The sequence below is a fragment of the Oerskovia paurometabola genome, assembly GCF_016907365.1.
GTDB lineage: Bacteria > Actinomycetota > Actinomycetes > Actinomycetales > Cellulomonadaceae > Oerskovia > Oerskovia paurometabola.
On the sequence record NZ_JAFBBV010000001.1, the window covers coordinates 3,158,670 to 3,181,684 of the forward strand.

General features: G+C 70.4%; 14 protein-coding genes and 1 rRNA gene. 1 reads left to right on the forward strand and 14 read right to left on the reverse strand.

The features are described from left to right. Positions 1-330: 330 nt before the first annotated feature. From JOD48_RS14315 to JOD48_RS14330, 4 genes are all read right to left on the reverse strand, one after another. Positions 331-1,851, reverse strand: a 16S ribosomal RNA gene (locus tag JOD48_RS14315). 500 nt (positions 1,852-2,351) lie between these two features. Further along, positions 2,352-4,028, reverse strand: coding sequence for a 5-oxoprolinase subunit PxpB (gene pxpB, locus JOD48_RS14320; RefSeq protein WP_204809598.1), 1,677 nt, complete (start codon positions 4,026-4,028; stop codon positions 2,352-2,354). Then, complete coding sequence (locus tag JOD48_RS14325) at positions 4,025-4,810, reverse strand: LamB/YcsF family protein (RefSeq protein ID WP_191792181.1); 786 nt, start codon at positions 4,808-4,810, stop codon at positions 4,025-4,027. The genes pxpB and JOD48_RS14325 overlap by 4 nt, the downstream gene beginning before the upstream one ends. 123 nt (positions 4,811-4,933) lie before the next feature. Next, positions 4,934-5,125, reverse strand: coding sequence for a DUF1059 domain-containing protein (locus JOD48_RS14330; protein ID WP_030149881.1), 192 nt, complete (start codon positions 5,123-5,125; stop codon positions 4,934-4,936). Positions 5,126-5,304: 179 nt separating this feature from the next. Here JOD48_RS14330 and JOD48_RS14335 point away from each other — a divergent pair, with 179 nt between their 5' ends. Continuing rightward, positions 5,305-5,853, forward strand: a complete 549-nt coding sequence (locus JOD48_RS14335) for a GNAT family N-acetyltransferase (protein ID WP_204809599.1) — start codon at positions 5,305-5,307, stop codon at positions 5,851-5,853. Between the two features lie 113 nt (positions 5,854-5,966). Here the strand turns inward: JOD48_RS14335 and JOD48_RS14340 are convergent, their stop codons facing one another. From JOD48_RS14340 to JOD48_RS14385, 10 genes are all read right to left on the reverse strand, one after another. Next, positions 5,967-6,773, reverse strand: a complete 807-nt coding sequence (locus tag JOD48_RS14340; protein WP_204809600.1) for a hypothetical protein — start codon at positions 6,771-6,773, stop codon at positions 5,967-5,969. Positions 6,774-6,926: 153 nt separating this feature from the next. Continuing rightward, a complete protein-coding gene (locus tag JOD48_RS14345) occupies positions 6,927-12,908 on the reverse strand; it encodes a ThuA domain-containing protein (RefSeq protein ID WP_204809601.1) in 5,982 nt (1,993 codons plus the stop codon). A gap of 223 nt (positions 12,909-13,131) precedes the next feature. Continuing rightward, positions 13,132-13,995: a sugar phosphate isomerase/epimerase family protein gene (locus tag JOD48_RS14350; RefSeq protein ID WP_204809602.1), complete on the reverse strand. Its 864-nt coding sequence runs from the start codon at positions 13,993-13,995 to the stop codon at positions 13,132-13,134. Between the two features lie 233 nt (positions 13,996-14,228). Continuing rightward, entirely contained in the window at positions 14,229-15,449 is a 1,221-nt protein-coding gene (locus JOD48_RS14355; protein WP_191792186.1) for a substrate-binding domain-containing protein, read from the reverse strand. A 105-nt stretch (positions 15,450-15,554) separates the two neighbouring features. Further along, positions 15,555-16,673, reverse strand: coding sequence for an ABC transporter permease (locus JOD48_RS14360; RefSeq protein ID WP_204809603.1), 1,119 nt, complete (start codon positions 16,671-16,673; stop codon positions 15,555-15,557). After that, a complete protein-coding gene (locus JOD48_RS14365) occupies positions 16,670-17,803 on the reverse strand; it encodes an ABC transporter permease (RefSeq protein ID WP_191792188.1) in 1,134 nt (377 codons plus the stop codon). The genes JOD48_RS14360 and JOD48_RS14365 overlap by 4 nt, the downstream gene beginning before the upstream one ends. Further along, entirely contained in the window at positions 17,800-19,413 is a 1,614-nt protein-coding gene (locus tag JOD48_RS14370; RefSeq protein WP_204809604.1) for a sugar ABC transporter ATP-binding protein, read from the reverse strand. Before JOD48_RS14370 ends, JOD48_RS14365 begins: the two co-directional genes overlap by 4 nt. Continuing rightward, positions 19,410-20,672 (reverse strand): Gfo/Idh/MocA family protein, encoded by a 1,263-nt coding sequence (locus tag JOD48_RS14375; protein ID WP_204809605.1) that lies wholly within the window; start codon positions 20,670-20,672, stop codon positions 19,410-19,412. Before JOD48_RS14375 ends, JOD48_RS14370 begins: the two co-directional genes overlap by 4 nt. 186 nt (positions 20,673-20,858) lie before the next feature. Beyond that, complete coding sequence (locus JOD48_RS14380; protein WP_191792191.1) at positions 20,859-21,863, reverse strand: sugar phosphate isomerase/epimerase family protein; 1,005 nt, start codon at positions 21,861-21,863, stop codon at positions 20,859-20,861. A gap of 77 nt (positions 21,864-21,940) precedes the next feature. Continuing rightward, positions 21,941-22,630 (reverse strand): hypothetical protein, encoded by a 690-nt coding sequence (locus JOD48_RS14385; RefSeq protein ID WP_191792192.1) that lies wholly within the window; start codon positions 22,628-22,630, stop codon positions 21,941-21,943. Positions 22,631-23,015 lie beyond the last annotated feature (385 nt).

Below are 23,015 nucleotides of genomic sequence, written 5' to 3' on the forward strand. Positions count from 1 at the left end.
TCAAGCTACGGACGATCCCACCCGCTCCCACGGCCTACCAACACAACCGGTTGGCGGTTCACCCAGGAGACGCGATGGCCCGTTCAGAGCGACCCCACCCATGCGGGCGGTTCCCTCAGGACCCAACAGTGTGCTTGGCAAACCCTTCCCCCGTACCCGTGATGTTCCACCACCCACACAAGGTGGGCAGGTACTGACACGAACCGTCATGGCCGAGCTCTTCGTTAATGTTCCACCCTTGAGCAACCATCCACCCACGCGTTCGGCGAGTGCCATGGCCTCTGCACAACCAGCACCACAAGGGCGCCGACTGTGAGTGATGCTCCTTAGAAAGGAGGTGATCCAGCCGCACCTTCCGGTACGGCTACCTTGTTACGACTTAGTCCCAATCGCCAGTCCCACCTTCGACAGCTCCCTCCACAAGGGTTGGGCCACCGGCTTCGGGTGTTACCGACTTTCGTGACTTGACGGGCGGTGTGTACAAGGCCCGGGAACGTATTCACCGCAGCGTTGCTGATCTGCGATTACTAGCGACTCCGACTTCATGGGGTCGAGTTGCAGACCCCAATCCGAACTGAGACCGGCTTTTTGGGATTCGCTCCACCTCGCGGTATCGCAGCCCTTTGTACCGGCCATTGTAGCATGCGTGAAGCCCAAGACATAAGGGGCATGATGATTTGACGTCATCCCCACCTTCCTCCGAGTTGACCCCGGCAGTCTCTTATGAGTCCCCACCATAACGTGCTGGCAACATAAGACGAGGGTTGCGCTCGTTGCGGGACTTAACCCAACATCTCACGACACGAGCTGACGACAACCATGCACCACCTGTACACCGACCTTGCGGGGCAACCATCTCTGGAAGTTTCCGGTGTATGTCAAGCCTTGGTAAGGTTCTTCGCGTTGCATCGAATTAATCCGCATGCTCCGCCGCTTGTGCGGGCCCCCGTCAATTCCTTTGAGTTTTAGCCTTGCGGCCGTACTCCCCAGGCGGGGCACTTAATGCGTTTGCTGCGGCACGGAACTCGTGGAATGAGCCCCACACCTAGTGCCCAACGTTTACGGCATGGACTACCAGGGTATCTAATCCTGTTCGCTCCCCATGCTTTCGCTCCTCAGCGTCAGTTGCGGCCCAGTGACCTGCCTTCGCCATCGGTGTTCCTCCTGATATCTGCGCATTCCACCGCTACACCAGGAATTCCAGTCACCCCTACCGCACTCTAGTCTGCCCGTACCCGATGCAAGCTCAAGGTTGAGCCTTGAGTTTTCACACCAGACGCGACAAACCGCCTACGAGCTCTTTACGCCCAATAATTCCGGACAACGCTTGCGCCCTACGTATTACCGCGGCTGCTGGCACGTAGTTAGCCGGCGCTTCTTCTGCAGGTACCGTCACTTGCGCTTCTTCCCTGCTGAAAGAGGTTTACAACCCGAAGGCCTTCATCCCTCACGCGGCGTCGCTGCATCAGGCTTTCGCCCATTGTGCAATATTCCCCACTGCTGCCTCCCGTAGGAGTCTGGGCCGTGTCTCAGTCCCAGTGTGGCCGGTCGCCCTCTCAGGCCGGCTACCCGTCGTCGCCTTGGTAGGCCATTACCCCACCAACAAGCTGATAGGCCGCGAGTCCATCCCAGACCGATAAATCTTTCCAGACACTCCCCATGCAGGGGCATCTCGTATCCAGTATTAGACCTCGTTTCCAAGGCTTATCCCGGAGTCTGGGGCAGGTTACTCACGTGTTACTCACCCGTTCGCCACTGATCCGCCCAGCAAGCTGGGCATCACCGTTCGACTTGCATGTGTTAAGCACGCCGCCAGCGTTCGTCCTGAGCCAGGATCAAACTCTCCGTAAATGTTTGCTATCAACCCCGAAGGATTAACAACCATACGAAGCGGACCCGAAGGTCCATAATCATGGCTACAAACCGAAAACATGACGTTTTCAATTCATACCAAATAGAAGTCTCAACACGAACACACAACACACACCAAACGATGCGCGCCACACGCCCATGCAGGACAATTGGCATTAACTATCAAGCACACTGTTGAGTTCTCAAGCAACCGACACGCACCGACTCCAACCCACCAGGGGCCTTCACTCGGGGCAACTTCTCTAACCTACCAGACTCATTCCCGCGTCTCAACTTCGCCGTTCCTGGTGAAGGAGAGCCGCCTGAGCCGACCGCCCCGCACGACTCACACGGCACACAGAGGTGTCCTGAGAAGATCTGAGGGGTGGCCACCCGGGGGATCCAGCCACTTCGCGGCGGCTCCGAAGAGCTTCGCAGTGGTGTCTGTTCCTCCCTGCCGGGCTGACTTCGAGAACATTACGCGGCGCTCCGCCGCTGCGTCAACTCGCCTCCCGGAAGCGCAGCCGGTCCCCCGGTCGGAGCTGCGCCGCGACGTCGAGAGCCCCTGCCGAGACGACCCCGATCACCGGGTAGCCGCCCGTGACCGGGTGGTCGCGCAGGAACAGGACGGGTCGTCCGTCGGGAGGGACCTGGACCGCCCCGGCCACGAGGCCCTCGCTCGGCAGCTCGCCGTCCCGCCTGGCGATCGACGGACCCGACAGCCTGAGCCCGACCCGGTTGCTGGCGTCCGACACCTCGAACGTCCCGCCCAGGAGGTCGCGCCAGCCCGCGTCGTCGAACCACTCGCTCCGCACCCCGCGACGCACCACGAGCTCGACGACCCCGGTCACCGTGGTGCGGGACGGGACCAGGCCGACCACGGGCAGACCCGTGGGTCGCGGCCCGATCACCAACCGGTCCCCCGCACTCAACGGCGCGGGCCCCAGGCCGGCGAGGACGTCGAACGACCGCGACCCGAGCACGGGCCTCACGTCGAACCCGCCGCGAACCCCCAGATACGTCCGCGTCCCCTGCGCGGCGAACCCGAGGCGCAGCGCGGATCCCCGGCGCACCTCGAGGAGGGCCTGCATGCCGACCGGCGTACCGTCGATCGTCGCGGGCGTCGGCGCACCCGCGAGCGCGATCGTCGCCCGCTCGTGGAACCTCAGGGCCAGCCCTCCGAGGGTCACCTCGAGCGCTGCGGCGGAGTCGTCGTTGGCGAGCAGGCGGTTCAGCAGGCGCAGCGCCCGTCTGTCGGCAGCACCCGACCTCCCGACGCCCGACGACGCCCAGCCCGGCCGCCCCTCGTCCTCCACGAGCGTCAGCGGCCCGGTCGCGAGAACCTCGACGCCACCTGCACGGTCACGCTCGGCAGGCCCTCGATCACTCCCGACGCGCATCTCGTCACCTGCGGCGGACTTCTGGTCGCCCTCGGCGGAGTGCGCGTCACCCTCGGCGAGAGGGCCGTCGCCCTCGGCATCGCCCGGTAGTCGGTCGACCGCACGAAAACGCACCCGCGTCCCCGCAGTCAGCAACGCCGGCGGATCCCGGTCGACGTCGAACAGGTCGACGTCGGTGCGCCCCAGGAGCCGCCAGCCTCCGGGCGTAGCACGGGGGTACACGGCCGTGAGGTCGCCCGCGAGCGCGACCGACCCCGCGGGCACCCTGGTCCGCGGAGTCGGGAGCCGCGGTGCGGCGATCGTCGGGTCGACCTCGGTCAGGTACCCGAAGCCCGGCATGAAGCCCCCGAACGCGACCACGTACTCGCGTCCGCCGTGGCGCGCCACGACCTCGGCGACGGACAGCCCGGCCCACGCGGCGACGTCGGGCAGGTCCTCGCCGTCGTAGACGACCGGGATCTCCACGAGGCGCCCCTCCCCCTGGCTCGCCACCGTCGACCGCGACTCCCACGCCGCCCGCACCGCGGTCTCGGCGCCCGCGAGATCGGGCGCCTCGTCGTCGAGGACGACGAGCACGGTGCGTGCCGCAGGCACGACGTCCACGAGCCCCGGCACGTCCGTGGCGCGCAGTGCGGCCGCGAGCGCGTGCACGTCCTCGATCCCCGCGACGTCGACCATGAGGGCGTGGTCGCCGTAGACCTGGACGCGGGGCAGGTTCGGCGCACATGCCGCAGGTACGGTCGTGGTCGGCGGCCCGTCCCCGGGCGACACGGTCACCGTCCGATCGCCTGCACGACGACGCCGCTCGCCTCGAGCGCCCGACGCACCTCCGTGAGGAGCGCGACCGCACCAGGGGTGTCGGAGTGGACGCAGACCGAGTCGGCCGCGACCGTGACCTCGCTGCCGTCCGAGGCGACCACGACGCCCTCGGTCACGAGGCGCAGCGCACGCTCGGCGACCTCGACCGGGTCGTGCAGGACCGCACCCGGCGTCCCGCGCGGCACGAGCGACCCGTCGGGCGCGTAGCCGCGGTCGGCGAAGACCTCGTGCACCACGGGCAGCCCCGCCTCGCGGGCGAGCCGCAGCACGGCCGAGCCGGCCATCCCGACGACCGGGAGCGTCGGGTCGTAGCCCACGACCGCGTCCACGACGGCGCGCGCCTGCTCCTCGTGCCGGACGATCGCGTTGTAGAGCGCGCCGTGCGGCTTGACGTACCGGACCCGGTCCCCGGCCAGGCGCGCGAACGCGTCGAGGGCACCGAGCTGGTAGACGACGTCGGCACTCAGCTCCGCCGGCGCCACGGCGAGGAAGCGCCGACCGAAGCCCGCGAGGTCGCGGTACGCGACGTGCGCACCGATGCTCACTCCCCGCTCGACGGCCGCGCGCGTCGTGGCGCGCATGATCGTCGGGTCCCCCGCGTGGAAACCGCACGCGACGTTCGCGCTGGTCACGAGGTCGAGCAGGGCGTCGTCGTCCGCGAGCGCCCACGGCCCGAACCCCTCGCCCAGGTCCGCGTTGAGGTCGATGCGGCGCGCGTCGGGCGCCGGGAGGTGCGTCATGTCCCCATCATCGCCGAGAGCACGCGCGTCGGTCGTGACCCACGGGTCACGACCGGCTGTGCTGTCAGGTGCTGTCAGGTGCTGTCAGGTGCTGTCAGGTGCTGTCAGGTGCTGCCGGGCACGTCAGGCCATCGACGGCTCGGCGTCGACCAGGTCGGCACGGATGTCCTCCCGCAGCTGGGCCGTGGGCTCGTGGCCGTGCTTGCTGATCATGTGGTCGTACGCGGCGTCGAGGACTTCCTCCTCCTCGCCGGCGATCGTCAGCGTGCAGTTGATGACGCTGGGCGTGGTCCGACAGTCGACCATCTTCCTCATGTGTTCTCACCTCCCCTCACGCGGACCCCGTCGTCGGGGCTCCGGCGGGGGCGGCGTCCGTGGGCTGGGCGGGCGACGTCTCCGGTCCTTCCACCGTCCTCCGCACGGGGTGGGGTGTCAACGGCCCGACGGCGAGACGCCCCTCCCGCTCGTCGGTGCAGCCGGGTAGATTTCCGCGGGTGACCACCTCCCTGCGCCCCGCGACCCCTGCCGACGCCGACCGCCTCGCGGCGCTGGCCGCTGTCACGTTCCCCCTCGCGTGCCCGCCGGGCTCCGACCCGGCAGCGGTCGCCGAGCACATCCGCACGCAGCTCTCCCCGGAGAAGTTCGTCGCGTGGACCGCGAGCGCCGAGCACGCGCTGCTCGTGGCCGAAGGTCCCGACGGCGCCGCCGGAGACCTGGTCGGCTACGCGCTGCTCGTGCGCGGCGTGCCCGACGACGCGGACATCGTGGCCGTCGTGGGCGACGAGCCGACGGTCGAGCTCTCGAAGATCTACGTGCACCCCGCATCCCAGGGCACAGGGGTCGCGAGCGACCTCATGCGGGCAGCGCTCGATGCGGCACCGGCCCTCGTCCCGGACAAGGCCGTGTGGCTCGGCACCAACGGGGAGAACGCGCGGGCCCAGGCGTTCTACCGCAAGCACGGGTTCACGTTCGCGGGCACGCGCACGTACGTCGTGGGCGGCGAGGCACACGACGACGTCGTGATGGTGCGCCCTCTCGACTGATCCTCACGCCTGGGTCGCCCGCCTGGGTCGCCCGCCGGGGCCACGCCGCACCCCTGCGACCACCGCGCGGGCACGCGCTCCGGCCCGGCTCCGGCTAGGTCCTTGGCACCGGCCTAGTGGTCGCCCTCGCCCAGGCTCGCGGCGCCGTCGCCCGCGTCGTCCGGGTGGAGCGGGAGGAACACGTGGACGTGCCCCTGGTCGGCGCCGACGCTCAGCTCGTCGAGCTGGGTCGCGGCCATGGCCCACGTGTCGGCGGCGCGCAGCCGCAGGTCGGCCGCGAGCGCCAGGAGCTCGGCGCGGGCAGGCTCGGCCGTGCCCTCGGCCAGGACGAGCGTGTCGACCGTGTCGCCCAGCAGCGCGATCGAGACACCCAGGCCGTTGCGCGTGACGTTGTACCCCGACGCGCCGGCGGGCAGCGCCTCGGCCTCGGTCGTCAGGGTCGCGAGCGCCTCGCGCCAGGTGGCGACCTGCTCGGGCGTCGCGGGGGCGCCGGGCGAGCCGTCGAGCGGCAGCGCCACGGACAGGTCGTTCATGGTCGGGACGAGGCGCTCCTGCGCGGAGAGCGCGAAGTCGGTCACGACGCCCAGGTTCTCCGCGTCGCGCGCGGCCTCGGCGGCCTCGAGCTCGGCCACGCGCGCAGGGTCGACGGCATACGCGCCGGACGCGCCGTCGTCGGGCCCTCGCGTGAGCGCCCAGACGACCGCCGCGACGACCGCGCCGAGGACGAGCACCGCAGCGAGCGCGAGCAGGGCACGGCGCCCGCGCGAGAGGTCCCGCGGCCACCGGGCGCGTTCGCGCTCCGGCGGCCGCGGGCGGGGACGACCGGCACCGTCCCCGGTCTGGTGACCCGCACCCCGGGCTGTCGCGGAGCGGGCGGCGCGCTGCTCCTTGCTGCGCTGCGCGGACGTGGTCTGTGCCACGGGAGGACTCCTGTCGTCTGCGGTGCGGGAGGGTGTGACGTCGAGTGCGTGGTCCTGCTGCGACTCGCCGGGCGTGTCGCGGCCGAACCACGCACTCGACACGACGTACGCGGTAGGCGCCGCCCCGAGGGGGCGGCGCCTACCGTTCGTGCATCAGCCGCAGGACGCGGCCGCGTAGTCGACCGTGTACGTCGACGTCCGGTCCCCGATCGTCGCGACGACCGTGGCGGAGCCCGCCTCGACCGACGTGGCGCGCGAGGCGAACGACTGCGACGCGGACTTGCCCGGAGCGACACCCGTGAAGGTCTTCGTCCCGAACGGCGTGCTCACCTTGATCGTCGCCGGCGCGTCGTCGGTGTTGACGACCCGCACGTTGACGAGCACCTTGCCCGCCGTGCACTGGGTCTTGGCCACGACCTCGGCCGTGACCCCGCCCTCGACCGGCGGCACCGAGAGGGTGAGCGGCTCGCTCACGTTCCCGGCGACGTCGACCGCGCGGTACGAGACCTCGACGGCCCCGTCCCCGACGACGACGGGCTCGGTGTACTCGAGCCACTCGTCCGCGGGGGTGTCGGCGAGGCGGTACTCGACCCGGGCGAGGCCCGAGCCGGTGTCCGCGCCGGCCAGGGTGACCGTGCGCTTGGACAGCTCGGCCGTGGCGGTCGGTGCCGTGGCGTCGATCTTCACCACGTGCACGACCTCCTGCGACACGTTGCCGGCCTCGTCGCTCGCGCGGAAGGTGAGCGAGTGCTCTCCGCCCGCCGTGAGCGCGATGCCGTCCGTGTACGGGGCCCAGTCGGCGTTCCCGACCTTGACCTCGATCGACGGCGCCTGCGAGACGTCGTCGGTCGCCGTCGCGGAGACCGTCACGGCCCCGGTGTTCCAGCCGGACGCGCCGGCCGCCGGGTCCTGTGCGACGGCCACGACCGGCGCCTGCGTGTCCTCGTCACCCGTGGTGACGTGGAACCAGTCGAACGCCACCGTGACCGGGACCTCCTGCTCGGGGCCGATGGCCACGAGACCGAAGGACGTCAGTGCGGCGTCGTTGGTGACGGGCGCCCCGAGAGACGTCCAGTTGACCCCGCCGTCGCTGACCCAGCCCTGGTAGGTGTTGCCCACCTTCTCCATGCGCAGGTACCAGTAGCCCGACTCGGTCGTGTCCGCGATCTCGAGCTGACGGTTGCCGCCGCTCGAGGCCGCGTTCTTCTCCGACGCGAGCTCGGCACCCAGGTTGAGCGGGGTGCCCGGCTGGTTCTTGGCGACCACGTCGAGCTTGACGTAGTTGTCGTCGTCGCCGTAGGCCATCAGACCGGCGTACTGCCAGCGGTGCATCAGCGGTGCCTTGAAGCGCGTCTCCGCGACCCAGTCGCCCTCGGGGGCTGCCTGGAGCACGAAGTTGCGCGGGCTGATCGGGTTCGTGTTGTTGATGTCGCCCGGCTGCGTGGTGATGCGCAGCTCGCCACCGGCGACCTCGACCTTCGAGGCGTCGTAGCGGACCACGTTGTTCCAGCGGCAGCCGTCGAGAGCGGTGCCGTCGAACTCGTCGGACGGCTCACGGGTACCGTCGTCCTCGGAGTCCGGCGTGACCTTGAACCAGTCGACCAGGGCGACCGAGTCGGCCGTCCCCGTGTCCCCTGCGGCGATGACGCCGAAGGTGGCGTTCGCCTTGACCGGTGCAGAGCCCGGGATCGCGGTCCACGTCTGGCCGTCCGCGGAGTACGCGGCCGTGATGGCCGTGCCCGTGGAGGTCAGCTTGAGGTAGACCGACGACGGGAAGTCCGCCGCGACGTTCGTCTGGCCGTGCCACGTGCGCGCACCGCCGGTCTCCGTCTGGAACTCCAGGAAGCGGTTGCCGTTCTGGTTCTTCGTGAACGCGAACTTGGTGTACTCGTCGTCGTTCACGTGCACGAGGAGACCCGCGTGCTGCCAGTGCCGTGCGAGCGGGACCTCGACCTTGGTCTGGATCTCCCACGCCCCGGCAGGTGCCGGCTGGCCCAGGTAGCTGATCGGGCCCGGGACCGCCTCGTTGATGTCGCCCTGGACGACGGGCAGGACCGCCTTGCCGTCCGTGACGGTGATCGACTTCCCGGGTGCGGTGCGCACCACGGTCCAGCGACCGGTGTTGATGTCCGCGGCGTCGAAGTCGTCCGACTTCTGCGCAGCGCACTGCGGCGGGGTGTCCGTCCCGGGCTCGGTCGGGTCGACAGGATCGTCGTCGAACGAGAAGTCCTGGAACTCGACCGCGCTCGTGGCGGAGCTGTGCGCCGTCACGAAGAGACCGACGTCCTGGACCGACGCCGCTCCCGGCAGGGACACCGGGTCGCCGATCTGGGTGAAGTTCTCGCCGTCCTTGCTCCACGACGCGGTGTACAGGTCACCGTCGCGCTCGATCCGCACCCACGCGGGGTAGCTCGTCGAGCTGGCCGCCGAGGAGGTCAGGAGCTGCCCCGCGGCGTTGCCGCGCAGCCACTCGAAGCCGCCGCTCGGGCGGATGCCCAGGGCCGCGTAGCCCGGCGACTTGCCCGGCTGCGTCACGTCGTTGCGGACGATGAGACCCGCCTTGGCGGACCCGTTCGAGTTGCCCTGGCTGTTGACCTTGACCGTCGCGGACCACTTCTCGTCCGCGCCGGCCTCCTTGTAGATGGCCGAGTACTCGTCGGTGCCCTGCCACATGTTGGCACCCGCGGAGGTCACGAGGTACTTGCCCTCGGAGAGCTGCTCGAACGTGCCGTTCGCGTTGGTGAAGGTCTTCATGCCGGCGAACAGGTCACCGACCTGAGCCATGACGATGCGGGACTTCGTGGTGAGCCCCTTGTCGTTCGTGGCGACCGCGGTCAGCTTGTAGTAGTTGTCCGCCGTGGCGTTCCACGTCGTCGTGTACGGCGCGGACGTGTCCGTGCCGATCGACTGGCCGTTCACGAAGAACTCGACCTGCGTGACCGTGTTCTCGGCGTCGGTCGCGTCCGCGGTGACCGTGATCGCGCCCTGCTCGAGCTGGACGCCCGCCTCGGGAGCGGTCACGACGACCTCGGGACGGGTCGTGGCCGAGATGCCCTTGCCGTGCGCCTCGATGAAGTTCAGGCGACGCTCGCCCGCACCGGGGAACACGACGTACAGCGTGAAGCTCTCGCCCGGGTCCGCCACGTCGACGCGCACGTCCGTGAAGGTGCCCAGCCCGGTCTCCGGGACGGAGGCCGTGGCGAGGAGCTCGCCGTCGGGAGCGTCACGACGCAGCTCGACGGTGCCCGCCTGGGCTGCCGAGACGCGCAGCGACAGGGCGCTGATCTGGTGGAGGTTGAAGGGGTCGTACGAGGACCAGGCCCCGTCCTTGCCCGTGATGACGGACCCGCCGCCCTCGACGTCCCGGCTGGGGACCTGGGTCGTGCCCTGGGTAGCGGTCTGGAACTCGGCCTCACGCTTCTTGCCGAACACCAGCGTCGTGTCGGAGCCGGTCAGCGCGGGCACGTCGCCCTCGCCGCCGCCGTCCGTGTACCGGGCGTCGAGCACGTAGAAGACGTTCATGTCCTCGCCGTGGCCACCGCCCAGGCCGGTCTCGACCGAGCCCGTCGTGCCGTGGAGCGGCTCGGAGGGGTGCGCGTGGGCGTCGTGCCCGAGCGCCGGCTGGATGATGACGTTCTCGTCGACAATCGAGGAGTCCTCGGCGTCGCTGACCTCGACGTCCCAGTCGATCCGGTCGCCGAAGTCGAAGAACGACCCGGTCGGCGGCAGGTTGAAGTCGACCTCGGGGCGCGTGTTGCCGACCGTGATCGGGACCGTGGCGGTACCGACCTTGCCCGACGGGTCGCTCACCGTGAGGCGGGCGTCGTAGACGCCGTTCGCGGTGTAGGTGTGGCTCGGGGCCGCCTCGGTCGAGTCGGTCGTGCCGTCACCGTCGAAGTCCCACGCGTACGTGAGCGCCTCGTTCTCGGGGTCCGTGCTCGCGGCGCCGTCGAACGTGACGGTGAGCGGGGCCGTGCCCGAGTCAGGCGTGGCGGCCGGCTTGGCGACCGGGGAGCGCGAACCGGAGATGTAGTCGATGCGGTGCAGGCCCGAGTTCGGGTTGTCACGCCCGAAGCCGCCGCCCCAGTCGAGCACGTAGAGCGCGCCCTCGGGGCCGAACGTCGAGTCGATCGGGGCGAGGAACTGCTCGTTCGACAGGAACGGGTTGACCTTCTCGACAGCAGCGCCCTTCGGTGTGGCGTCCTTGAGGTCGATCGAGTACATCTTGTTGCGCGCCCACTCGTAGAAGAAGGGCTTGCCGTCGTAGTACTCGGGGAACTTGGTGTCCGACACGAGGTCGGCGTCGTAGCTGTAGAACGGGCCACCCATGGGTGCGAGCCCGCCGCCGGCGTTGATGACGCCGGGGGCCGAGGTGCGCTGGTAGCCGTAGTACATGTCCGCGGGCTGGGCCGCGGGGAGCTGCGTCAGACCCGTGTTCAGGATCGAGTCGTTGACCGGGGCGGCGCAGTCGAAGTTGGCGCCCACCGTGACCGGGTTGGTGCGGTAGTCGACGTCACGGAAGGGCTCGTTCTTGCCCATGCACAGGGGCCAGCCGAAGAAGCCCGGCTCCTGGATGAGGTTCCACTCGGCGATGCCCGCGGGACCGCGGTTCGCGAGGTTGTCGGAACCGTTGTCCGGCGAGTAGTCGGCCACGCCGAGGTTGCCCGTGGCGGGGTCGATCGTGAACCGGAACGGGTTGCGGAAGCCCATGGCGTAGATCTCGGGCAGCGTCTTGTCGGTGCCCGGGGCGAACAGGTTGCCCTCGGGGATCGTGTACGTGCCGTCGGCCTCGGGGTGGATGCGGAGCACCTTGCCGCGCAGGTCGTTGGTGTTGGCCGACGTCGCGCGCGCGTCGTGCAGGCGGCCGTCGCGCTCCGAGAGCGGGGCGTAGCCGCCCGAGGGCTCCGAGTGCGGGTTCACGTCGTCGCCCACGCCGATGTACAGGTCACCGGTGCGGTCGTCGAAGATCAGGCTGCCGCCCGTGTGGCCCGGCTCGTCGGGCAGGCGCCCGGCCGGGACCTCGATGAGGACCTTCTCCGAGGCCGGGTCGATCACGGTGCCGCCCGGACCGCCGTCGGTCACGGTGAAGCGCGAGATCCGGTTGAAGAAGTTCTCCGGGTTCGTGTCGTCGGCCGAGGCCGGCGAGTAGTACTGGTACAGGTACCCGTTGGTCGCGAAGTCCTTGTCGAGCGCGATGCCCAGCAGGCCGTCCTCGCCGCCCGAGTACACGGGGATGGTGATCGCGGTCGTGGTGTTCTGGGTGCGCGGGTCGTAGACGCGGATCTGTCCGCGCACGAGCTCGGTGAAGAACACGCGGCCGTCGGGCGCGACGTCCATGCCGAAGGGTGCGCTCGTGTTGGTGTCGAGCGCGACCTTCTCGAACTGGCCCCAGTCGGTGCCGCCGCAGTCGCCGGCCACCTGGCCGGACGCCCACTGGACACCGCCCACGATGTGCTGGACCAGGTCCGGCTCACCGGTGAAGTGCGCGCCGAAGTGGCCCATGCCGGTCATCCAGGCGCGGCCGCCGTCGTAGGGCTTGCACCACGAGATCGGGTGGTCGGCGCCCATCTTGTTGCCGCCCGCGTCGTACGTCGACTCGTCCATCGTGGCGAGCACGTGCGCGCTGCCGCGGACGTTGGCCGAGTAGTTGTACCACTCGTCGGCGCGGTTCCAGCGCTGGTCGAGGTGGCTCGTCGAGGGGTGCACGCGGTCCTCGACCCGCACCGTCCCGGGCAGGCCGGGGCTGTTGCCGGTCGCGGCGTGACCGGGCATGAGCGCCCCGATCATGTCGTCCCACCAGCCGTAGTTCCCGCGCATGTCGGTCGCGTTGTGGATCGCGACGATGCCGCCGCCAGCCTGCTGGTAGCGCTCGAGCGCGGCCTTCTGGTCGGCGTTCCACGGGTCGCCCGACGTCTGGAACATCACCAGGGCGTCGTACTCGGCCAGTCCCGCGTCGGTGAAGACCGAGGAGTCCTCGGTGTGGTCGGACGCGATGCCCACGTCGGCGAACGCCGCCTCGAGCACCGGGGTGCCCTGCGTGATCGCCTCGGAGTGCCGGAACTGGGTCGTCTTGGTGAAGATGAGGACCTTGCGGTCGTCACCGGGAGCATGTGGTCCGTCGTGGGCGGCAGCCATGGTCGCTGGCGCGAGGGTGAACGCCAGAGCTCCGATGGTCAGCGCCGCGACGGCTCTTCCCCGCAGGGGAAGTCGCGCAGCCTTCATGTGTCTTGCCTCCAGGGCAGTCGGCACGTGGCGAGAGTCCGTGCCCCGCTCGTCGGTGAACGGGGCCGCACGTGCTGTGAAGAGTTACGTCGTCCCACGGCGTGCCGGCGCCGTCGGTCCTGCACCTACCGATCGGTCAGCCGCGCATCAGTCCTTTCAGGAAGGCCAGGCCATCGACAGCGATGGCGTCCTGGGTGGGGGCGAGCGGTCGCCAGATCGAGGCGGCCGTCGCGATGGTCGCGTTGTCGGCGGTGAACGACTCGATGCACAGCGAGCCGTCGTAGCCCACCCGGTCGAGCGCGCCGAGGAACGCGTGCCAGTCGAGGTGATCGCTGCCGGGGGCCCCGCGGTCGTTGCCGCAGACCTGCACGTGCGCGATGCGGTCCCCGGCGCGCGTCACCGCGGCCGCCAGGTCCGTCTCCTCGATGTTCATGTGGTAGATGTCGAGCATGAGCCCGATCCCCTCGGACGGGAGGGGCGCGACGACGGCGAGGCCCTGGTCGACCGTGTTGACCAGGCTCGTCTCGTAGCGGTTGAGCGGTTCGAGGCCGATCCGCACGCCCGCGGCCATCGCGTGCTCGACGACGGGGGCCAGGTGGTCGACCAGCTCGGCGTTCGCGGCCTCGCGCTGGCCTGCGGTCATCCGCCAGGTGCGCCCCACGGACGCGTACGCAGGTCCGCCGATGACGCGGGAACCGACCACGTGCGCCATGTCGACGACCTGGCGCAGGTAGTCCTGGGTCCGGCGGATCGTGCCGGCGTCGGCCGAGACGAGCTCGCGTCCCGGTCCCATGACGAGCGAGACCGATGCCCCGAGCCCGTGCTCGGCGAGGACGTCCGCGGCGAGCTGCGGGTTCCAGTCCGTCACGTCCTCGACGGGCAGCTCGAGGACGTCGAAGCCCCACCCGGCGACTCGCGGGGCGATCTCGCGCAGGGAGGCGTCGGTCAGGGGCGAGGTCCACACCCAGGTGTTGACCCCCAGGGGGCGCGTGCGAGCCACGGTGCTCTCTTTCGTCGGTGGGTGCGTTGCCCGGGCGCCCGACGCCGGAGCCCACCTTCGCGGGGAAGGTGCGCTCCGTCGTCGGGCGCCCGGGACGGTGCTGTGCGTGCCGGCTCCCGGCCGGTCCCCCGAGGAGAGCGAGGGACCGGCGGGGCGGCTACCGGTCGTGCGGTGCCCGGCGTGTGCACCGGGCCTCGGTCACCGACCGGGGTCTGACGCGACCGCGGACCGGGTCAGCGGTTCGTCCATGCCTCGGGGTAGCCGGGCAGGTCCTCGCCGCCGAACTTGGCGTAGTGCAGCGAGGGCATGTCCTTGTTGGCCTCGAGGTAGGCGTCCAGGTCCTCGCCCGTGATGGGCGACTGCGGCAGGACCCACTCGGCCGGGACCTGCTCGCCGTTCCAGATCATCTGGGCCGCGAGGATCGGGGTGCGCCACTGGAAGTTGGAGTACACGGCGCCCAGGGCGGTCATGTCCGTCTCCTTCCACTTGCGCATGAAGCTCAGCTCGTCCTCGCCCATGAAGACCGGGTAGGGCTTGCCGGCGTCCTCGAACGCCTCGACCGCCGCGACGGCGCCGTCACCGGCGTCCATCCAGATGCCGTCCACGTCACCGCGCTGCAGGTACTGCGTCACGATGTCCTTGATCTTCGCGCCGTCACCACCGGTGAACTCCTGGCCCACGACCTCGATGTCGCTCTCGGAGAAGATCTTGTCCGCGGCGGCCCAGCGGTTCTCCAGGACGTCGACGCCGGGCAGGATGCGCAGGGCCAGGACCTTCGAGCCGGGCTCGAGGTTCTCGACCAGGAACTCGGCGCCGTCGGCGCCGTAGGCGTAGCCGCCGATCGGGTGGATGTAGGTCACCATGCAGTCGGAGTTGACGCCGCGGTCGAACACGATGACGGGCTTGCCGGACTCGCACGCCGCCTCGACCGCAGGGGTCAGCGTCGCGGTGGTCGACGGCGAGATGATGATCGCGTCGCAGTCACCGGCCTCGACGAACGCCTGGATGTCCGAGATCTGCTTGTTGTCGTCGTCCGCGGCGTCCGAGACGCGGAACTCCGAGATCTCGCCCGAGGCCTTGAGGACCTCGACCTGCTGCTGCATCGTGATGAAGCCCGTCACGCGCCACGGGTTGGAGACCGAGGCGTTGGAGAAGCAGAGCTTCTTGCCGCCCTCCTTGGCGTACTGCGCGGTGTCCACGTACTCGGGGTCGATCGCCTGCAGCCACGGCTGCTCGGCCGGTCCCTCGGGCACCGCGGTGCGCTGGGCGAGCTGACGGTCGTAGTCGGCCTGCACGAACCACTGGCTGTTCGCACCCGACTCGTTCGACTCCTCCCCCGCCTCGGTCGCGGTCTCGCCCCCGGCGGGGGCGTCGGGCACGTCGGTGCTGCACGCAGCGGTGAACAGCAGTGCCGCGGTCGCGGCCCCTGCCATGAGAACTCGAGAGCGTCGCATGTTCCTTCTCCTGTGATCGGAAGACTTCGTTGTCCTGCCCGTCGCAGCTGCGCGACGGTCTGTCGGGGACGGATCTGTGTGGCGTTCCGGGTGGTGACCGGAGGACTAGGGCGCTGCTGGCTGGGGCTCCTTCGGGACGGTGGGTTCGGTGACCCCTGCCGGGGTGGTGGGAGGGCTCGGGCTGCTCGTGGGAGCAGCCTTGGAGCGGCGCGGCATCGCGGCGTAGGCCACCGCGACGATGATGATCACGCCCTGGACCGCGGGGCGGATGGTGGACGGCAGGCTGAGCTGGTTGAACAGCGTGAACAGGGCCTCGAGCGTCAGCGCACCGGCCATGGCCGCGACCACCGACCCCCGGCCGCCGCCCAGGACGACGCCGCCCAGGACGACCGCGGTGATCGCCATGAACTCCAGTCCCTCGCCCACCTGGGCCGTCACGCCGGCGTAGCCACCGATGAGGATGCCCGCGACCGTGGCCATGAAGCCCGAGAACAGGAAGGCCCGCGTGCGCACCCACCAGACCGAGGCGCCCGAGAACGCCGCGGCCACGTCGTTGTCGCCGGTCGCGACGAGCGTGCGGCCGAACGGGCGCCGCATGAGGACCACCGCGATCACGCCGAGCACGAGCGTGATGAGCACCGCGTAGGGGACCTGGAACTGTCCCGGGGTGTCGGGCAGTCCCCCGCGACCCCACTGGCGGAAGCCGTCCGTGAGCGACCCCGTGGGCGCCCCGCCGGTCCAGAGGCGGATCGCGCCGTAGAGCACGAGCATCATGCCGAGCGTCGTGATGAACGACGGGACCTTCAGGAGCGTGACGATCAGGCCGTTGACGAGCCCCACCGCCAGGCCGAACAGGACCATGAGACCGATCACGGGCCAGGTCATGGAGTCCTCGCCGTCGATGAGCTTGGCCGCGATGACGACCTGCGCCCCGACGAGCGAGCCGACCGAGAGGTCGAACTCCCCCGACACGATGACGAAGTACTGCCCGATCGCGAGCACGATGAGCGGCGCCGCCTTCTTGAGGAAGGCCATGAGCGACATGGGCTCGCCGAACGAGGGGTTCATCACGAGGATCGCGACGAACACCACGATCAGCAGGGCGTAGACCGTCCAGGTGCTGCCGGACGTGACGCGCTGGACCCAGCGGGAGAAGCCGCCCCGGGTCTCGGTCGGCGTGGCGCCCGGGGTGCTCGGGCGGGTCGCGGGGCTGCTCGCGCTCATCGGGTGGCCTCCTTGCCGGTCGTGGCGGACGGGTTCTCGGGGTTCGCGGGCGCCCCTGGGCCGCCCGGTCCGCTGCGGGAGCCCGGTCGGACGGACTGGGCCAGGGCCCGGAACCTCGCTCTGCTGCTGGCGGGGTCGATCTGGCGGCGGGCGTACATGGCGACAGCGGCGATGATGATCGCGCCGCGCAGGACGTCCTTGAAGAACGGGCTGACGTCGAGCACGTTGAACACGGTGTCGAGCGAGGCGAGGATCAGGACGCCGGCGATGGTGCCGAGGATCGAGCCACGGCCTCCCATGAGCAGGGTCCCGCCGAGCACCACGGCGGCGATCGAGTTGAGGTCGTAGCCGTAGGTGTAGACCAGGGCGTTGCCCGTGCCGAACCGCGCCGCGATGAGGAGACCGGCCACGCCCGCGCACAGCGAGCACAGGACGTGGGCCAAGATGATCGACCGGTCCGTGCGGATCCCCGAGAGGCGGGCGACGTCGATGTTCCCCCCGACCGCGAACATGTGATAGCCCGGGCGGGTGCGGGTCAGGAGCACGACGCCGAGCACCATGACCACCGCGAGCACGACGACCGAGACCGGCACCGGGCCGATGCGTGTGTACCCGAAGGACTGGAACGCCTTGGGGACCTCGCCCGACGGGCCCTTGAACTGCGTGTCGAGGTAGCCCTTGATGATGAGACCGACACCGAGCGTCGCGATGAACGAGTTCACGCGGAGCTTCGAGATGACGAGCCCGTTGACCAGCCCGACGCCCGCGGCGACCGCGAGCGCCGCCACCACACCGAGCCAGATGCGCGACGGGTCACCGGCCATGGTCGTCGCGGCCACCAACGAGGACCAGGCCACGACGTACCCGACCGACAGGTCGAGCGACTTGCAGAGGATGACGAACGTCTGGCCGATCGCGACGAAGCCCAGCAGGCTCGTCTGGGACAGCAGGTAGAACAGGTTCCCCTGGCTGAAGAAGCTGCCGCCCTGTGCTGCGACGAGACCGGCCGAGATCACGAGGATGCCGACGAGCGCGAGGTAGACGATGCCCGTCGAGCCGAGCCGGCGCCGTCGGGGGCCGGACGTCGCGCTCCCCGCCCTGGGCGAAGCGGTGCTCACCGCGGTGCTCATTTCTCCTCCTGGAGGGTGTCGCTGTGCGCGGGACGGGGTGGTCGGACGGTGGACCCGACGGGGACGTCGAGCGCGGAGAGGTCGACCTCGACGTGCTCCGACGTGTCCCCCGCCCCGGTCGCGAGCGCCATGATGGTCTCCTCGTCGCTGCCCGCGGGGAGCTCGCCGGCCAGGCGGCCGTCGCGCATCACGAGGATGCGGTCGGCCATGGCGACGACCTCGGGGAGCTCGGACGAGATGAGCAGGATCGCGACCCCGCGCGCCGTGAGGGTGCGCATGAGGTCGTAGACCGCGCGCTTGGCGCCGACGTCGATGCCTCGCGTGGGTTCGTCGAGCACGATGACCGACGGGTCCGTCACGAGCCACTTGGCCAGGACGACCTTCTGCTGGTTCCCGCCCGAGAGGTACTGGACCTCTGCGTCCTCGGAGCGCGAGACCAGGTCGAGCGACGACAGGATGCCGGGGATCGCCTTGGCGCGGCGGTCGGACGAACCGGGGGTCACGGCGTCGAGCACGAGCCGCGCGTTCGCGGAGATCGACTGCTCGAGCGCGAGGCCCTCGGCCTTGCGGTCCTCGGTCACGAGCGCGAGCCCGAGGCGGACCGCCTCGCGGGCCGAGCCGACCGTGACGGGCTTGCCGTCGAGCAGGACCGTCCCCCGCGTGAAGGGGGCGACACCGAACACGCCGTGCGCGATCTCGGTGCGCCCGCTGCCCTGGAGCCCCGCGAGCGCCACGATCTCCCCTGCGCGGACCTCGAGGTCGATCGCGTCGACCTGGGTGTTGCCCGCACCCGCGAGGGCGAGCTTGACGGCTCCGGGCACCGTGCCCGGGTCCTTGTCCGGGTAGTAGCCCGCGAACTCGCGCCCGACCATGGTCCGCACGAGCTGGTCCGGGGAGATGTCGGCCGTCGCGGTCGTCAGGACGAAGTCGCCGTCCTTGAGGACCGTGATGGTGTCGCAGAGGTCGAAGATCTCCTTCAGGCGGTGCGAGACGTAGAGGATCGCGACCCCGCGGGAGCGCAGCTGCTGGACGAGCGCGTACAGCAGCTCGACCTCCTGGTCGGCGAGGGCCGCGGTGGGCTCGTCCATCGAGATGATGCGTGCGTCGTAGGAGACGGCCTTGACGATCTCGACGATCTGCTGCTCGGCCACCGACAGCGACCCGACACGCATCCACGACGCGAGGCCGTGGAGGCCGAGGTCGGCGAGCAGCGCGTCGGTGTCGCGGGCCATGCGCCGGGCGTCGACGATCCCGAACCGGCGCGGCTCGCGACCGAGGTAGACGTTCTCCGCGACCGTGCGCTCGGGCAGGAGGTTGAACTCCTGGAAGACGGTCGAGACCCCGGCCGCCTGCGCGGCGAGCGGGGACGCGAACGTGGCGGGCGCGCCGTCGAGCTCCATGGTCCCCGCGTCGGGCTGGTGGACCCCGGCGATGATCTTCATGAGCGTGGACTTGCCGGCGCCGTTCTCCCCGACGAGCGCGTGGACCTCGCCGGGTCGCACGTCGAGGTCGATGCCGCGCAGGACCGAGTTGCCGAAGAAGACCTTGCCGATGCCCCGCAGCTGCAGGAGGGGCGCGCTCGCGCCCTCGCCCGCCGTCGGTGCTGTCATGCCTCTACCTCCACCCAGGTGCCGGTGCGTGCGGAACGGGCCACGGCCTCCGCGAGGTGCGCGGCCCGGAGCCCGTCGGCGAACGTGGGCAGCCCGTCGGGCGTGCGCCCGGCGATGGCCGCGGCGGTGTCGCCGACGAGAGCGTTGAAGCAGTCCTGGTACCCCTGGGGGTGACCCGCGGGGAGCCGGGAGTAGCGGGCGGCCGCGGGCGAGAGCGCCTCGGGGTCGCGCACGAGCAGGCGGCTCGTGTCACGGCGGCCCTCCCAGAGGCTCTCGGGGGCCTCCTGGTCGAACGCGAGCGTCGACTCGGAGCCGGAGATCTCGAGGAAGAGGCGGTTCTTGCGGCCGGCCGAGACCTGGCTGATGACCGCGGAGCCGAGCGCCCCGCCGTCGGTCTCGTACTGGAGGGTCACGGCGTCCTCGGTGCGCACCGCGGTCGGTCGTCCGTCGGCACCGAGCCGCTCGGCGTTGACGGTCGCAGTCTGCGCGACGAGCCGCACGATGCGCTGGCCCGTCGTGAACTCGAGGAGGTCGCAGAAGTGCGACCCGATGTCGCCGAACGCGCGGCTCGCCCCGCCGAGCGCGGGGTCGACGCGCCAGTTGTCGTCGCTCGCGCGCAGCAGCCAGTCCTGGAGGTAGGACCCGTGGACCAGGCTGATCGTGCCGACGGCGCCGCTGCGCACCCGCTCGCGCGCCTCGCGCACCATCGGGTGGAAGCGGTAGGCGAAGGGCACGACGGTGACGCGGCCGTCCGTGGCGGAGGCCCGCGCGGCGAGGTCGGCCAGCGCTACGGCGCCGGCGAGGTCGGTGGCGAGGGGCTTCTCGCACACCACGTGCTTGCCTGCCGCGAGCGCCGCGGTGGCCAGGGGGACGTGCAGGAAGTTGGGGGTGCACACGTGCACGACGTCGACGTCGGGGTCGTCGATGAGCTCCTGCGCTGTGGCCGCGTAGCTCTGCGCACCGAGGTCGGCTGCTGCCTCGCGGGCACCGTCGAGGTCGATCCCGGCGACGGAGACGAGGTCGCCCCCGGCCGTGCGGATCGCACGGGCGTGGACCTCGCCGATGAAGCCGGTGCCGATGAGGCCGGCGCGGTATCCCGCGGCGGGCAGGCGGCTCGGCAGCAGGTCGGTCGCGGAACGGTCAGGGACGGGGATGGTCGCAGCGCCCACGGCGGCGTGTCCGTCCAGGACGGACAGCTCCGTCCTGGCGGCGGGGGCGTCGATGGCCCCGTGGTCTCGCGCGACTTCTTCGGCTCGCATGTCCCACACCGTAGGGCGACTTCTGACGAGCGTCAAGCAAAAGCCGAATGTTAGATGTCACCGTTTGGTAACTCCATCGGTTAAACAATTGCCGAGGCCTACCGTTCCCCGGCAGACCGCTGTCCCCCGCGCACGCCGAAGGGCGCCCTCCCGGGTGGGAGGGCGCCCTCATGGTGAGCTCCTGGCCTACTCCTTGGTCGAGAACGCCGCGTCGAACGCGGCCTCGGGAGCCTCGAACGCGTACTGCTTCACGAACGCGAGCGCCTCGGGCGCGCCCACCAGGCGGTCCATGCCCGCGTCCTCCCACTCGACCGAGATGGGCCCCTCGTAGCCGATGCTGTTGAGCATCCGGAAGGCATCCTCCCAGGGCACGTCGCCGTGGCCGGTCGAGATGAAGTCCCAGCCGCGGCGGGGGTCGGCCCAGGCCAGGTGCGAACCCAGACGACCGTTGCGGCCGTTGTGCATGCGCTTCTTCGTGTCCTTGCAGTCCACGTGGTAGATCCGGTCCTGGAAGTCCCAGAGGAACCCGACCGGGTCCAGGTCCTGCCACACCATGTGGCTCGGGTCCCAGTTGAGGCCGAACGCCTTGCGATGACCGATCGCCTCGAGCGTGCGGACCGTGGTCCAGTAGTCGTACGCGATCTCGCTCGGGTGCACCTCGTGGGCGAAGCGGACCCCGACCTCGTCGAAGACGTCCAGGATCGGGTTCCACCGGTCGGCGAAGTCCTGGTAGCCCGCGTCGATCATGTCCTGCGACGCCGGCGGGAACATCGCGACGTACTTCCAGATCGACGAGCCGGTGAAGCCCACGACGGTCTTGACGCCCAGCCTCGCCGCGAGCCGGGCGGTGTTCTTCATCTCCTCGGCCGCGCGCTGCCGCACACCCTCAGGATCACCGTCGCCCCACACGCGGTCCGACAGGATGTCGCGGTGCCGCTGGTCGATCGGGTCGTCGCACACCGCCTGCCCCTTGAGGTGGTTCGAGATCGCGTAGACCTTCAGCCCGTGCGCCTCGAGCAGCGCGAGCTTGCCCGCGACGTACTCCTCGTCGTCCCAGCGCCACGGGTCCAGGTGGTCGCCCCAGCAGGCGATCTCCAGGCCGTCGTAGCCCCAGCCCGACGCGAGGCGCACGACCTCCTCGAAGGGCAGGTCGGCCCACTGGCCGGTGAACAGGGTGATGGGTCGTGCCATGTCGATGTCTCCTTCGTTCCGACGCCCGGTGGTTCGGGATGTCTGGGTGGTTTCTGGGGCTCGGTGGGCGTGCCGGCTCAGGGGCGCTTCGTGGCCGTCGCGCGGCGACGGAGCACGAGCACGGCCCCCGCTGCGAGCAGCAGGACCACGCCCCCCACGACGAGCGCCGTCGTCGGGACGCCCGACCCCTCGTCGCTCGCGGCCGCTGCCGAGGCCCCCTCTCCCGAGGCGTCGCCCTCGGCACCGTCCTGCGCACCGTCCTCCGCGGGCGCGGGCGCGGCGGGCGGCGGGACCACGTCGATCTGCGAGGTCGCGGTCGTGGCGACCGGGGTGGTCGTCGTCGCGGTCACGGTCCAGTGGCCGTCGGTCAGGACGTCGGGAGCGGACGTGTACCACCCCACGCCCTCGGAGGCCGACGAGAGCTGGAGGGGGCCGATCTCCGTCCCGGCGTCGGACACCGCCGTCACCATGACGTCGACGATCTCCTCGACCGGGTGCCCGTCCGTCTTGTAGGTCACGTTGACCGAGATGCCGCCGGCGCCGTCGCCGCCGATCGACAGGATGATGTCGCCTCCGTGCGCGCTCGCGGGCACCGCGCCGAGCACGGTCGCGAGCAGCGTCCCGAGCAGCAGGGCCATGCCGGCGGCCGCGGCCGCGCGCACGCGCCCAAGGGCGCGGGTCAGGGGGCCGGAGCGGGCGCGAGGGCGCGGGGTGCGCGCCCGGTCGGGACCGGTGTGCCGGTTCTGCTGCTGAGTCATGTCGCTCATCACCTCGTCGTGAAGAAGGGTCGTGCGTCGGGCTGTGCGGCCCGGTGGACCGAACGGTACTGCTGGACGTGCGGTGCACGACCGCGCCTCGCGCGGCGGTGCAGCCGGTGGTGCTCGCCCGCGGGACGCAGGTCCCGCAGGTGCCCCCTCCGGTCTCGGAGGGGGTGGCTCCCGGCACCGGCCGGAGCACCGGGGTTCCGGTGCCGGGGGCCGGTGCTCCCCGGTCGCCGACTCACGTCGTCGTCCGGGGAGCACCCGGGTGTGCGCGGCCTTCGACCGTGCTGGCGAGGTCCCGGCCGAAGGGCCCCCGTCAGCACACGTCGGTCGACGCTCCACGGCACACCGGTCGTTGCCGGTGAGGTCGCGGCGTCACCGCCACGACCTC